Raw genomic sequence first — 13,251 nt, 5'->3', positions numbered from 1 at the left:
CCGGCGCGCGCCGCGCTGACCGGGCGGCTGGGCGAGAGCGGCCGCAAGCTGTTCGTGACCGTGTTTGCCTTTATCGGTCTTGGCCTGATCATCTGGGGCAAGGCGATAGCGCCGTTCAGCCCGGTCTATGACCTGCCGCTGGCGGGACGGGCGATTGCCATGCATGCCATGCCGGTGGCTTTTGTCATCCTGGCGATGACTTATGTTCCGGGCCGGCTGCGGCGCAGCTTGCGGCATCCCATGCTGCTGGCCATTCTGATCTGGTCGGTTCTGCACCTTCTGGCCAATGGCGACGCGGCCTCCATCCTGCTGTTCGGGTCTTTTGCCCTTTACGTGCCGGCCTCGGTCTGGCTGGCGGAGCGGCGCGGCTATCTGCCGCCGCTCGCCGGCGCGTGGCGGTGGGATGCATTTGCGGTGCTTGTCGGGGCCGTGGCTTATTTTGCCGTCTTCCGGTTCCATGGCGTCTTGTTCGGACCGGTGCTTGCCGGATAGATGGTCCACGCATCCAAATCGCGCGCGCCGCGCATCTTATGATCAGAAGACGGGCGCGGACTGCCTGTTCTGATGAAGGAGAAAACAAATGGGCGTTGAAATTGCCGTCCCGCTTGCACTTTTCTGCTCGGTCGCGCTGATCTTTATCTTCGCGTTCTATTTCGGGCAGCGGAAACAGGCCGAGGTCCAGCAGACCATCCGCAAGGCCGTGGAAAATGGATCCCAGCTGACCCCGGACCTGGTGCGCTCCATCGGCGCGCCGAAGATGCCGCACAATACCGATCTGCGGCGCGGCATCATCCTGATCGCCATAGCAGTTGCGATTGCGCTGTTTGGCTGGTCCGTCAGCTATTATGACGATGAAGGCATGATGGCCATGCTGGGCATCGCGGCGTTCCCGGGGCTGGTGGGCCTGGCCTATCTGGGCTTCCACTTCCTTACGCCCCGCCAGGACCGCGACGCGGCCTAGGGGAGCTTCGCACCTTTGTCCGTTTCCGCGTCTGACCAGGAACTGGTGGCGCTTGTCATCGCGACGAAGGACCGGAACGCCTTTGGCGAACTGGTCCGGCGCCACCAGGGGCTTGTCCGGTCCATGCTGACCCGCATGTGCGGAAACGCGGCGCTGGGCGATGATCTGGCGCAGGACGCGTTCATTCGCGCCTTCACCAAGATCGGAAGCTTCACGGGCAAGGGGACGTTCAAGTCCTGGCTGTGCTCGATCGCCTATCGCGAATTCCTGATGGCGCGGCGCAAGCGGGAAGCGGCGGACAAGGCGCTGGACCGCCTGATGCGCGAACAGACAGAGGACAGCGCCCCGCCGCGGGACGCCGGCTCCATCGTTGACCTCGACAGGGCGCTGAAGACCCTGAACGAAGAGGAACGCTCGGCCGTGGTGCTGTGTTATGCTTGCGGCTTCTCGCATGCCGAGGCGGCGGAGACCCTGAATGCGCCGCTGGGCACGGTGAAAAGCTGGGTGAACCGGGGGCGGGACAAATTGAAGGAAAGGCTGGGGCAGGATGTGCCCGCGTGATGGTGGACCGATGAGCGATCCTTTCGATTTCGACGACCAGCTGCGCGCCACCTTCCAGAAGGCGGCCGATGAAACCCGCGATGACGGCTTCAGCGAACGCGTGATCCGTCACGCCGCGCGCCCTGACCGTCGGCGCTTCCTGATTCTGGGCGGCGTGGGGTCCACGGGCGCGGCGTTCTCCGGCACCCAGCTGGAGGGGCTGTTCTCCAGCATGCCGCACGCCACGGGATGGCTGGGCGAATTGCAGACCTATGCCGGCCCCGAAACCATGGCCGCGGGCGTGATGGCGCTGGCCATTGCCGCGGTGGCGTTCCTGGCCCCGAAAGTCAGCGTCAGCTAGGCGCAACACACTCCATTCTTTGATCGCGTCTGGCGCGCCGTGTATAGGCGTTGGCCATGTCTGCCCAATCCCGAACCAAGCGCATGACCGCGCGCGAGATCGCCGACCGAAAGGGCGGCGATCCCATTGTCTGCCTGACCGCCTATGACGCCCCGATGGCGGCGCTCCTGGACGAGCATTGCGACCTGATTCTGGTCGGCGATTCCGTCGGCATGGTGGTGCATGGCCTGTCCACCACGGTCGGCGTCACCGTGGACATGATGATCATGCACGGGAAAGCAGTCATGCGGGGCGCGAAGACCGCGCTGGTGGTCGTCGACATGCCATTCGGCAGTTATGAGGAAAGCCCGGAAGTCGCTTTCCGCAACGCCGCGCGCATCATGTCCGAAACCGGCTGTCAGGCCGTGAAGCTGGAAAGCGGCCCCTATGCCGGGGAAACCACGCGTTTTCTGGTGGAGCGCGGCATTCCGGTGGTCGCCCATGTCGGCCTGCGCCCGCAGGCGATGAATATACTGGGCGGCTTCCGCGCCCAGGGTCGCGACGAGGCGCAGCGCAAGGAGATCATGGACTCGGCCAGGACCGCCAGCGACGCCGGCGCATTCGCCGTTGTGGTGGAGGGCGTGGCGGAGGATCTGGCCGGTGAAATCACGCAGGCCATCAGCGCGCCCACTATCGGCATCGGCGCCTCCGCCGCCTGCGACGGGCAGGTTCTGGTGACGCAGGACATGCTGGGCATGTTCGACTGGGCGCCGAAATTCGTGAAACGCTATGACCAGCTGGGCGACCGGATCGGCGAGGCGGCGAAAGCCTATGCAGACGATGTTCGCAGCCGGGCTTTTCCGGGGCCCGAACACGTATACAAGTTCAACAAGACCTAATCGGCGCCGCATCGCTTGAAGCGCCTATCCGGCGCGGCTAGGGTCCGGCGGCAAAATTCCGCGCCTCGAAAGGCGTGCAGGGAGCCTGATTTTACGTGGCTGACATCTTTTCTGAGGTCGAAGAAGAACTTCGGCGCGATAAATACAACGTATTGCTCCGCAGGTATGGCCTGTGGATTGCCGGCGCGGCCTTCCTGGTCGTCCTGGCTGTGGCCGGGTACGAACTGATCTGGACGCCCTGGCAGGCGGACAAGGTCGACCGCGCCTCCACCGCCTATCAGGCGGCGCTGGAACAGCAGGAAGCGGGCAATATCGAAGCCGCCGATGCGGAGTTCGAGGAAATCATTGCGGACAGCCATGGCGGATACGCCGTGCTGGCCCTGATGCAGCGCGCCGCCATTGCGGCGGACGAGGGCGATGCCCCGCGCGCGGCCGCGCTTTATGAACAGGCTGGCGACATGGCGGATGAATCCGCGCTCCGCAATTTCGCCCGGATTAAGGCGCTGTATGTGATCGCGGATGAATTGAGCTATGCCGAGCTTCTGGACCGGGCGGAGCCGATGGCCGCCAGCGACAATCCTTTCCGCTTTTCCGCGCGTGAGCTGATCGCGGCCGGCGCGCTGAAAGAGGGCGATTATGACCGGGCGCGTGAAGAATACCGTTTCCTGAATCTGGCCCCTGAAACCCCGCCCGGCGTTCGCCGCCGCGCGCAGGAGGGCATGGCCGCGCTGAATCGTATGCAGCCCGGCGGATCAACACCGAACGAGGAACAGTCAGAAGAATGATCTCTCATCGTATCATCGGCCTTGCGGCCGCGCTTGCGCTTCTGGGCGGTTGCTCGACCGTTTCGGATACGGCCTCTGATGTTGGCGGCTTCCTCTGGCCCTTCGGCGGCGACGACGAAGCTGATCAGGGCGACGCGCCGGACGAAGAAGCCCGGATGTCGATCCTGACGCTTGAGGAATCCCTGACCGTCGATCCGGACAAGTCCGACGTTCAGGTCTATCTGCCGACATCGTATCGCAATGACGCCTGGCCGATGGCGGGCGGTTACGCCACCCACGCCATCGAGCACCCGCAGGCCGGCGGCCTGTCGGTCGCCTGGAGCACGGATGTCGGCCAGGGATCCAGCCGGACCTCGCGCGTGATCGCGCAGCCCGTGGTCAGCGGCGGCATGATCTACGCCATGGACGGCGACAATCAGGTCACGGCGCTGGACGCCGAAACCGGCCAGAAACGCTGGGACACCACGATCAAGTCCGAAAACAAGCGCGACAAGGAAGCCTTCGGCGGCGGTGTCGCGGTCGGCGAGGGGCGTGTTTATGTCAGCTCCGGCTATGGCGCCGTGGTCGCGCTGAACGCTCAGACCGGCAATGAAGTGTGGCGGCGCGACACCACGTCCCCGATGCAGTCCGCCCCGGCCATCGCTGACGGCCGCGTGTTCGCGATCACCGATGACAACGAACTCTATGTGCTGGATTCGGCGACCGGCGATCTGCTCTGGACCTATCAGAGCATCGCTGAATCGGCCCGCCTTCTGACCGCCCCGGCGCCCGCGATTGTTGATGACATCGTCGTCGCGCCGTTTGCCTCCGGCGAGCTGGTGGCCCTGCGCGTCGAGAATGGCCGCCCGATCTGGCAGGACGTGCTGTCCCGCGGCAGCCAGCTGACGCCGATGTCTTCGCTGAACGATATTCCGGCGCCGCCGGTCGTCTCGAACGGCATTGTCTACGCGATGAGCCATTCGGGCGTTCTGGTCGCCATCAATCTGCAGACCGGCGAGCGCGTCTGGTCCAAGCCGGCGGGCGGCTCCAACATGCCGTGGCTGGCTGGCGACTTCATCTTCGCCATTACCGGCGAGGGCGAGCTTCTGGCCATGTCGCGCGAAGATGGCGGCATTGTCTGGCTGACCAGCCTGCCGGTGTTCGAGAACCAGAAGAAGCGCAAGGACCGGATTTCCTGGGCCGGGCCGATTCTGGCCGGAAACCAGCTGATCCTGGCCTCGTCGGTGGATGGCGGCCGTGTTGTCGACCCGATCAGCGGGCGGATCACCTCGGACTTCGATACGAAGGGCGATGTCTATGTGCCGCCGATCGTCGCGAACGGCACCGTGTACATCCTGAATGACGAAGCCGAGCTAATCGCCTATCGCTAGGCCTTATGGCGCGAAAACTTGCAATCGTTGGCCGGCCCAATGTCGGCAAATCCACCCTGTTCAATCGGATGGCGGGGAAGACGCTGGCGCTTGTCCATGACGCGCCGGGCGTTACGCGCGACCGCAAGGAAGCGGACGTTCATTTCGGCACGCTGGACTTTGTCCTGATCGACACGGCCGGGTTCGAGGATGTCGACGATGACAGCCTTGAAGCGCGCATGCGGATACAGACCGAAATCGCCGTGGACGAAGCCGACGCCGCGCTGTTCCTGATCGACGCCCGCGCCGGCATCACGCCGGTGGACGAGGCGTTTGCCGAACTGCTGCGCCGCCGCGGCAAACCGGTCGTGCTGGCCGCCAACAAGGCGGAAGGCAAGGCGGGCGAGTCCGGGTATCTCGAGGCATTCTCGCTGGGGCTGGGTGAACCGATTGCCTTGTCCGCCGCCCATGGCGAAGGCATGAGCGAGCTTTTTGACGCGCTGAAGGCGGCGTTTGAAGCGGCGGGCGAGGAAGCAGCTGACGACGAGCTTGAAGACGGCGACGACCCGATCCGCATGGCGGTCGTGGGCCGGCCGAACGCCGGGAAGTCAACTCTGCTCAATTCCATGCTGGGCAAGGAACGGCTGCTGACCGGACCGGAAGCCGGGATCACACGCGACTCCATCACCATCCCGTGGGAATGGAACGGTCAGGCGGTGCGCCTGCATGACACCGCGGGGATGCGCAAGAAGGCGCGCGTGAACGAGTCGCTGGAGAAGATGAGCGTCGGCGACACCGTGCGCGCCATACGCTTTGCCCAGATCGTGGTCATGGTGATGGACGCCATGGCGCCGCTCGAAAAACAGGATCTCCAGATCGCTGATCTGGCTATCCGTGAGGGCCGGGCGGTGGTGTTCGCTGTCACCAAATGGGATCTGGTGCCGGACAAGAAGAGCTGGCGCGAAGCGATCGAGGACCGGATCGGGACCTATCTGCCGCAGGTCAAAGGCGCGCCCATCGTCTATCTGTCCGGCAAGACGGGGAAAGGCCTCGACCGGCTGATGCCGGCGGTCGCGCAGTTGCGCAAGGACTGGAGCGTCAAGGTGAAGACGCGGGACCTGAATGACTGGCTGCACGAGATGACGGAGCGGCACCCGCCGCCCGCCATCAATGGCCGCCGCATCAAGCCGCGTTACATGTCACAGACCAAGGCCCGCCCGCCAACCTTCGTGTTGATGGCGTCGCGCGCGGAGAAAATGCCGGAGAGCTACAAGCGATACTTGGTCAACGGACTTCGCGAGGCGTTCGACCTGAAAGGCACGCCTATCCGCCTGCATGTCCGCTCGGGGAAAAACCCTTACGCGGAATAATGCTTGGCGACGTCCTTGAATTCGATCAGGGCGTCATTCTTGCGGTAATCGGCTTCGATCATGTCCGCGATCAGGCGCGCCACCGCGTCCGGCGACGGATTGGAATCCGGGTCTTCGCCCGGCATGGCCTGCGCCCGCATTGCGGTCTTTGTCGGGCCGGGGTTCAGCAGGTTGGCCTTCGCATTGCTCGGCTCAAGCTCTTTCGCCCAACAGCTGACCATGGCGTCCAGCGCGGCCTTGGAGGCCGCATAGGCGCTCCAGTATGCGCGATGCTTGCGCGCCGCGCCGGAGGTCACGAAAACCGCGCGCCCGGCCTCTGACTGCTTCAGAAGGCCCTCAAAGGCCCGGATCAGCGCCCAGTTGGCGTGGAAGTTCACCGTAAATGTCTCGCCCCAGACTTTCGGCTCGATCTGAGAGACCGGGGTAAGCTGGCCCAGCAGGCCGGCGTTTCCGACCAGACCGTCCAGGCGGCCCCAGCGGTCTTTCACGACTTTCGCCAGCTGCTCCACGTTCTCCGGCTGACGCAGATCCAGCGGCACCAGAATGGTCGCGCCGGGAAGGTCCGCTACCGCGTCGTCGAGTTCCTCAAGCGCGCCTTGCGTCCGCGCCAGGGCGATGACCTCGCCGCCGCGCCGGGCGATTTCCAGCGCCGTCTCATAGCCAATGCCGCGGGAAGCGCCGGTGACCAGGGTCACGCGCCCCTTCTGGGTCAGTTTGTCAGTCATGGAAGGTCAGGCGACCTCGTGCAGGAAGGAAAGCTGGCGATCCTTGTCTTCCAGGGCGTTCGTGCGGTCGGTCAGACCGGTCGGATAGTCGCCCGTAAAGCAGTGATCGGTGAATTGCGGGTGCTCGCTGTCGCGGCCCTTTTCCTCGCCCATGGCCTCGTAAAGGCCATCGACAGACAGGAAGCCGAGGCTGTCGGCGTTCAATTCCTCACGCATCTCTTCGAGCGTGTGGGTCGCGGCGATCAGCTTGTCGCGGATCGGCGTATCGATGCCGTAATAGTCCGGCCACTGGATCATCGGACTGGCCGAGCGGAAATGAACCTCGCTGGCGCCGGCCTCGCGCACCATGCGCACGATCTTGCGGGAGGTGGTGCCGCGCACCACCGAATCGTCGATCAGCACCACGCGCTTGCCGGCGATCTGGCCGCGATTGGCGGAATGTTTCAGGCGCACGCCCATGTCGCGAATCTGCTGACTCGGTTGGATGAAGGTGCGGCCGACATAGTGGTTGCGGACAATGCCGTGCTCGAAGGGAATGCCGCTGGCCTGCGCAAAGCCCAGCGCGGCCGGCACGCCGGAGTCCGGCACCGGGATGACCACGTCTGCCTCCGCCGGCCATTCCGCCGCCAGCTTGCGGCCCATTTCCTTGCGCACTTCATAGACGGAGCGGCCGTCCACGATGGAGTCGGGGCGCGCGAAATAGACAAATTCGAAAATACAGGGGCGAGGGCGGTGCGGCGGGAAGGGCTTGATGCTCTGGATACCGTCCTCGGTCGCAACGACGACTTCGCCGGGCTCGACATCGCGGACGAATTTCGCGCCGATCATGTCCAGCGCGCAGGTCTCGGACGCCATTACCGGCGCGCCCTGCAGATCGCCCAGAACCAGCGGGCGGATGCCCAGTGGATCCCGCACGCCGATCAGCTTCTTGTTGGTCAGGGCGACCATGGCGTAGGCGCCTTCGATCTGACGGATCGCGTCGATGAAGCGGTCGATTGTCTTGCCGGCGCGCGAGCGCGCGACCAGTTGCAGGATCACTTCGCTGTCGGAGGTCGACTGGAAGATCGCGCCGTCGCGGACCAGCTCTTCGCGCAGGACGCGGGAATTCGTCAGGTTGCCGTTATGGGCGAGGGAAAAACCGCCGGCGTTCAGGTCGGCAAACAGCGGCTGGACATTGCGAAGAACCGTCGCGCCCTGTGTGGAATAGCGTACATGGCCGATGGCTGACTGGCCCGGCAGGCGGGCGGTCAGGTCCTGTCCGGTGAAATTATCGCCGACCAGACCCAGATGGCGCTCATTGTGGAAGCGCCGCCCGTCGAAGGCGGTGATGCCGCAGGCTTCCTGACCGCGATGCTGAAGGGCGTGAAGCCCCAGCGCCGTCAGGACGGCGGCGTCGTCCGCGTTGAAAACTCCGAATACGCCGCACTCCTCGCGCAGCCGGTCCTCGTCAGGATCGAAGAAGGCGCTTGCGCCATCAGCGGGGGGAAGGGTCAACGCTCGTCCTCCTTGTCGCCATCGGACTTGGTGGTAATCAGCTGGTCCAGGCTCTGCCGTTGGCGCTGCTCATAGCCGGGCTCGCCATCGGAGTCTTCCGTCTCTGCAGTCGTTTGCGCAGCTTCGGGCTGCGGCTCATTACGCTTTTGTGACGGGTTAGATAAGCGCCCTTCGGCAACTTTCGACCCCTCCGGCGCAAGATCCTGCAGCGCAACGGCGGTGGAATTCAACATGGGGTAGAGGCGGGCTTCAACCATCCAGCCCGGCGGGCGGTCCGGCGGGCTGATCGCCAGAACCACGATCACGAACAGGGCCAGAACCACGACGCCGCGCACCAGACCAAAGGCAAATCCGGCCAGCCGGTCGATCAGGCCGGGCTCTTCTTCGCCGCGCATCCGTTTGGAGAGGCTGGAGGTGACCAGCGTGACCGCCAGATAGACCAGCAGGAAGACCACGCCGATAGCGGCCAGGTCGGCCGCCCATCCGGCGGGGATCATGGCGCGCGCGGGTTCGCGCAGCACCGGAAACATGAAAAGGGAGACAAAGGCGGCCGCCACAAAGGCCGAAACCGACAGGAGTTCGCGGATAAAGCCCCGCGTCAGGGCCAGCAGGCCCGACGCCATGAGAACGGCGAGGATCGCCCAGTCGAATGCCGTAATGGGCTGCTCCATCTAGTCCTCCCCGAACTGTCCCGCTTCAACCATAGCAACAAGGTCCGCCAGCGTCTTCACGCCCAGAACCGACAAATTGGCGCCGGAGTCCGGCGATACCGGGGCAATCGCCCTCTGAAACCCCAGCTTCGCGGCTTCCTTCATTCGCGCGTCCGCGCGGCCCACCGGGCGAACCTCGCCCGACAGGCTGATTTCCCCGAACGCCGCGCAATCGGCGGGCAGCGCCACGTCGAACACCGAACTGGCCAGCGCCGCCGCTACGGCCAGGTCAGCCGCGGGTTCGGATATCTTCAACCCGCCCGCGACGTTCAGATAAACGTCGCGCTGTCCGAAGCCAAGGCCGCATCGGGCCTCCAGCACGGCCAGCACCATGGCCAGCCGCCCGGAATCCCACCCGACGACCGCGCGCCGCGGCGTGCCGAACGCGGCGGAGGCGACCAGCGCCTGTATTTCCACCAGAACGGGACGCGCGCCTTCCATGCCTGCAAAGACGGCTGAGCCGGGGGCAGGTTCCCCCCGGCCGTCCAGAAACAGCGCGGACGGGTTCTCCACCACGGTCAGGCCCTGTTCGGACATTTCGAACACGCCGATCTCGTCGGTCGGCCCGAAGCGGTTCTTGACCGAGCGCAACAGGCGGAACTGGTGCGCGCGCTCGCCCTCGAAATAAATCACGGCGTCGACCATGTGCTCGACCACGCGCGGCCCGGCGATCTGGCCTTCCTTGGTCACGTGGCCGACCAGAATCACCGCGGCGTTGCGGCGCTTGGCAAAGCGCACCAGCTCCTGCGAGCAGGCGCGCACCTGCGCCACGGTTCCGGGCGCGGCGGCCAGCTGGTCGGTCCAGAGCGTCTGGATGGAATCGACCACAACGACCTGCGGCTTGTCGCGTTTCAGGGCGTCCAGAGTCGGTTCAAGCGCAGTCTCGGAAGCCAGCGCCACAGGCGAATCCGACAGCCCCAGCCGCTTGGCGCGGCGGCGCACCTGGTCCACGGCTTCCTCACCGGAAATATAGGCTGTCCGCACGCCGTCGCTGGCCAGAGAGGCCATGGCCTGAAGAAGCAGGGTGGATTTTCCGATGCCGGGATCACCGCCGATCAGCACGGCGGAGCCGGGCACAAGTCCGCCGCCCAGCACGCGGTCCAGCTCCGACACGCCGGTCGAGAAGCGCGGCGCATCCTCGGTTTCGGCGCCCAGATCTACGAATTCGATTCCGCGTCCCGGTTTGCGGGTTTTGGGTTTGGTCGCCTGGGTTCCGACGGGCGCGGAGACGGACTCCTCGACCAGCGTATTCCATTCGCCGCAGGCCTCGCACTTCCCGGACCATTTGGGGTGCGCGCCGCCGCAGCTCTGGCAGACAAATTGGACAGCAGAACGGGCCATAAAATTCGAATCAGGTCATGTCAGGGGGGCGCAGCATCGGGTTTCGGGGCTGTCCGAACAAGCGTCAGCCGCCCTCATAAACACGGTCGAAGCGTTCGCCCAGCCGGGTGAGAAGCTCATAGGATATTGTCCCCGCCGCGTCCGCCTGCGCTTCCAGATCGCCGCCGAAGAAGCGAACCCGGCGCCCCGGCTCGGCGATGCCGGCGCATGAGGACGCATCCAGAACGATCAAGTCCATGGATACGCGGCCGATGATCGGCAGGCGCGCGCCCTCAAGCGTCCCGTAACCGCCATGCGCCCCGGCGCGCAGGAACCCGTCCGCATAGCCCAGCGCCACGGTAACGGCGAGCATGTCGCCCGGCGCGGTGAACTCCGCGCCATATCCCACCGGATCGCCCGCTTTCAGGCGCCGCGTCTGGAGAATAGGCGCCGCCACGCTGACCACAGGCGAAAGCGCCGGCGTCTCTCCGGAAACCGGATTGCCGCCATAAAGCGCGATGCCCGGGCGGGTCAGGTCGAAACCATAATCCTCCCCCAGAAAACAGCCGGCCGAATTGGCGAGACTCAGACGCGGCGTCTCGGGCAAGGCGCGCGCGGCCTCTCTGAAGGTCTTCAGCTGACGCGGGTTCATCGAATGAGCCGCTTCGTCGGCGCAGGCCAGATGGCTCATCAGCAAGGAAAGCCGCACATCCTCCAGCCGTTGCGGCTCAGCGGCCAGCGCCCGCGTTTCCTCCGGCGACAGCCCCAGCCGGTTCATCCCTGTATCAATGTGCAGCGCGGCGGGCGGGCCGCCTGCGGCGCGGGCCGACACCGCGCGCCAGAGATCAATCTGGTCCAGGGAATTGAGCACGGGACGCAGCCGGTGGGCGAAGAAGTAATCCTCCTCGCTCTCGAACAGGCCGTTATAGACATAGATGACGCTGTCGGGCTGTTTCAGGAAGGTCCGCAGCGCGGCGCCTTCCTGCGCGTGGGCCACGAAAAACGTGCGGCAGCCCGCGTCCTCAAGCACCGGGGCAATCCGCTCCGCGCCCAGCCCGTAGGCGTCGGCCTTGATCGTCGCGCCGGTCTCGGCGCGGCCCGATTGTTCGGCCAGGAAGCGGTAATTCCGCGCAACCGCGTCCAGATCGATATTCAGGCGCGGGCGGGAAACGGCGGGCGGCTTAACGGTACTCGTCCTCGTAGCGTCCGGTCGTGTCCAGATTGCCGAACTTGGTGAGCGCCTCGTGGAAGGACAGTTTCACGGTGCCGATGGGACCGTGACGCTGCTTGCCGATGATCACTTCGGCGACATTGCCGATCTGACTCATCTCTTCCTGCCATTCCAGATGTTCCGCGGACCCTTCGCGCGGCTCCATGCGGGATTTGTAATAGGCCTCCCGGTACACGAACATCACAACGTCGGCGTCCTGTTCGATGGAGCCGGATTCGCGCAGGTCCGAAAGCTGCGGCTTCTTGTCGTCGCGCTGCTCCACCTGCCGGGAAAGCTGGGACAGGGCCAGCACCGGCACGTTCAGTTCCTTGGCCAGCGCTTTCAGCCCCTGCGTGATCTGGCTGACCTCCTGCACCCGGCCTTCGCTGCGCCCGGACGAGGCGGTGACCAGCTGCAGATAGTCGACCACGATCAGGTCCAGGCCGTGAATACGCTTCAACCGGCGCGCACGCGCGGCCAGCGCGCCGATGGAGATGCCGCCGGTATCGTCAATGTGCAGCGGGATGGATTGCAGCTCCAGCGCCGCTTCGCGCAATTGTTCGAACTGGTCGGCGCGGATTTCGCCGCGGCGGATCAGGTCGGACGGCACGCCGGAATATTCCGCCAGCAGGCGGGTCGCCAGCTGCTCTGACGACATTTCGAGGGAGAAGAACCCCACAACCCCGCCATCGACCGTCTTGCGGCCGCCCTCGGGCAAGAGTTCGTACTGGTACTGGCGGGCGATATAGAAAGCGATATTGGTCGCCAGCGAGGTTTTACCCATCGACGGACGCCCGGCGAGGATGACCAGATCCGACGGATGCAAACCGCCCAGCTTGCGGTCCAGATCGCGCAGGCCGGAGGAAATGCCGGAAAGGCCGCCATCGCGCTCATAGGCCGCGGCCGCCATCGTGACCGACTGCTCCAGCGCCAGCGAAAAATCCTGAAACCCGCCGGTCGCGGCCCCGGTCTCGGCCAGCGCGTAGAGTTTCTTCTCCGCACTTTCGATCATGCCGCGCGCGCCGTCTTCCATGTCGGGGTCGGCCGCGTCTTCGGAGATTTCCTGCCCGATGCGGATCAGTTCCCGCTTCAGGGCGAGGTCATAGATCAGGCGGGCATATTCGGGGGCGGCGGTGGACGGGTAGGGGGCGTCGGCCAGGCTGACCAGGTATTCCACGCCGCCGATTTCCGACAGGCCCTCATCGGCCGAGAAACGCTCGCGCAGCGTAATCGGGTCGGCCAGCGCGCCCTTGCCGACCATTTCCGAGGCCACGGCAAAGATGCGCCCGTGCACGGGATCATAAAAATGCCGCGCCTGCAGATAGTCGCCGATACGGTTGTAGACTTCGTTGTCCAGCAACAGCGCGCCCAAGAGGGCCTGTTCCGCATCCAGATTGTGCGGGGCGCGATCGCTCTTGGCTGCCATTTCAGCTGGCGGCTCTGTTTTGAATGCAACGTCGGACATGGACTTGTTATGACGCCTTTCCCGCGTCACGGAAAATTCCGCGCGCAGAGAGCCTGTGGATTGTTCTGCAAAGAGAAAAGGCG

At 64.9% G+C, this 13,251-nt stretch carries 14 protein-coding genes; 8 read left to right on the top strand and 6 right to left on the bottom strand.

Annotated elements, in window-relative coordinates:
• From L338_RS14000 to der, 8 genes are all read left to right on the top strand, one after another.
• On the top strand, positions 1 to 492 hold a 492-nt coding region (locus tag L338_RS14000), incomplete at its 5' end, for an NnrU family protein (protein WP_022699021.1).
• 88 nt (positions 493 to 580) lie between these two features.
• The gene (locus L338_RS13995; protein WP_022699020.1) at positions 581 to 961 is read left to right on the top strand and encodes a DUF6249 domain-containing protein; all 381 of its coding nucleotides are present in this window, start codon (positions 581 to 583) and stop codon (positions 959 to 961) included.
• A gap of 15 nt (positions 962 to 976) precedes the next feature.
• Positions 977 to 1,522, top strand: a complete 546-nt coding sequence (locus tag L338_RS13990) for an RNA polymerase sigma factor (RefSeq protein WP_022699019.1) — start codon at positions 977 to 979, stop codon at positions 1,520 to 1,522.
• Between the two features lie 10 nt (positions 1,523 to 1,532).
• On the top strand, positions 1,533 to 1,862 hold the full coding sequence (locus tag L338_RS13985) for a hypothetical protein (protein ID WP_022699018.1): 330 nt from the start codon (positions 1,533 to 1,535) through the stop codon (positions 1,860 to 1,862).
• 56 nt (positions 1,863 to 1,918) lie between these two features.
• The gene (gene panB, locus L338_RS13980; protein WP_022699017.1) at positions 1,919 to 2,740 is read left to right on the top strand and encodes a 3-methyl-2-oxobutanoate hydroxymethyltransferase; all 822 of its coding nucleotides are present in this window, start codon (positions 1,919 to 1,921) and stop codon (positions 2,738 to 2,740) included.
• Between the two features lie 95 nt (positions 2,741 to 2,835).
• A complete protein-coding gene (locus tag L338_RS13975; protein ID WP_022699016.1) occupies positions 2,836 to 3,525 on the top strand; it encodes a tetratricopeptide repeat protein in 690 nt (229 codons plus the stop codon).
• Entirely contained in the window at positions 3,522 to 4,895 is a 1,374-nt protein-coding gene (locus L338_RS13970) for an outer membrane protein assembly factor BamB family protein (RefSeq protein WP_022699015.1), read from the top strand. Before L338_RS13975 ends, L338_RS13970 begins: the two co-directional genes overlap by 4 nt.
• Before the next feature lie 5 nt (positions 4,896 to 4,900).
• Positions 4,901 to 6,244 (top strand): ribosome biogenesis GTPase Der, encoded by a 1,344-nt coding sequence (der, locus tag L338_RS13965; RefSeq protein WP_022699014.1) that lies wholly within the window; start codon positions 4,901 to 4,903, stop codon positions 6,242 to 6,244.
• Here der and L338_RS13960 read toward each other — a convergent pair.
• From L338_RS13960 to L338_RS13935, 6 genes are all read right to left on the bottom strand, one after another.
• Positions 6,232 to 6,969: an SDR family NAD(P)-dependent oxidoreductase gene (locus L338_RS13960; RefSeq protein WP_022699013.1), complete on the bottom strand. Its 738-nt coding sequence runs from the start codon at positions 6,967 to 6,969 to the stop codon at positions 6,232 to 6,234. The genes der and L338_RS13960 overlap by 13 nt on opposite strands.
• 6 nt (positions 6,970 to 6,975) lie before the next feature.
• A complete protein-coding gene (gene purF, locus L338_RS13955) occupies positions 6,976 to 8,463 on the bottom strand; it encodes an amidophosphoribosyltransferase (protein ID WP_022699012.1) in 1,488 nt (495 codons plus the stop codon).
• Positions 8,460 to 9,134 (bottom strand): CvpA family protein, encoded by a 675-nt coding sequence (locus L338_RS13950; protein WP_022699011.1) that lies wholly within the window; start codon positions 9,132 to 9,134, stop codon positions 8,460 to 8,462. Before L338_RS13950 ends, purF begins: the two co-directional genes overlap by 4 nt.
• A complete protein-coding gene (gene radA, locus L338_RS13945; RefSeq protein WP_022699010.1) occupies positions 9,135 to 10,514 on the bottom strand; it encodes a DNA repair protein RadA in 1,380 nt (459 codons plus the stop codon).
• A gap of 64 nt (positions 10,515 to 10,578) precedes the next feature.
• Entirely contained in the window at positions 10,579 to 11,715 is a 1,137-nt protein-coding gene (gene alr, locus L338_RS13940; RefSeq protein WP_152485908.1) for an alanine racemase, read from the bottom strand.
• The gene (locus L338_RS13935) at positions 11,675 to 13,168 is read right to left on the bottom strand and encodes a replicative DNA helicase (RefSeq protein WP_022699008.1); all 1,494 of its coding nucleotides are present in this window, start codon (positions 13,166 to 13,168) and stop codon (positions 11,675 to 11,677) included. Before L338_RS13935 ends, alr begins: the two co-directional genes overlap by 41 nt.
• Positions 13,169 to 13,251: the final 83 nt, after the last annotated feature.

The organism is Euryhalocaulis caribicus, assembly GCF_000412185.1.
Lineage (GTDB): Bacteria > Pseudomonadota > Alphaproteobacteria > Caulobacterales > Maricaulaceae > Euryhalocaulis > Euryhalocaulis caribicus.
This window is presented reverse-complemented; position numbering and strand designations above follow the sequence as displayed.

Excerpts from the sequence above, each read along its gene's own strand:
- L338_RS13985 (WP_022699018.1), top strand. The coding sequence starts at position 1,533 with ATGAGCGATCCTTTCGATTTCGACGACCAGCTGCGCGCCACCTTCCAG.
- L338_RS13950 (WP_022699011.1), bottom strand. The coding sequence starts at position 9,134 with ATGGAGCAGCCCATTACGGCATTCGACTGGGCGATCCTCGCCGTTCTC.
- radA (WP_022699010.1), bottom strand. The coding sequence starts at position 10,514 with ATGGCCCGTTCTGCTGTCCAATTTGTCTGCCAGAGCTGCGGCGGCGCG.
- L338_RS13995 (WP_022699020.1), top strand. The coding sequence starts at position 581 with ATGGGCGTTGAAATTGCCGTCCCGCTTGCACTTTTCTGCTCGGTCGCG.
- L338_RS13970 (WP_022699015.1), top strand. The coding sequence starts at position 3,522 with ATGATCTCTCATCGTATCATCGGCCTTGCGGCCGCGCTTGCGCTTCTG.
- der (WP_022699014.1), top strand. The coding sequence starts at position 4,901 with ATGGCGCGAAAACTTGCAATCGTTGGCCGGCCCAATGTCGGCAAATCC.
- panB (WP_022699017.1), top strand. The coding sequence starts at position 1,919 with ATGTCTGCCCAATCCCGAACCAAGCGCATGACCGCGCGCGAGATCGCC.
- L338_RS13935 (WP_022699008.1), bottom strand. The coding sequence starts at position 13,168 with ATGTCCGACGTTGCATTCAAAACAGAGCCGCCAGCTGAAATGGCAGCC.
- L338_RS13960 (WP_022699013.1), bottom strand. The coding sequence starts at position 6,969 with ATGACTGACAAACTGACCCAGAAGGGGCGCGTGACCCTGGTCACCGGC.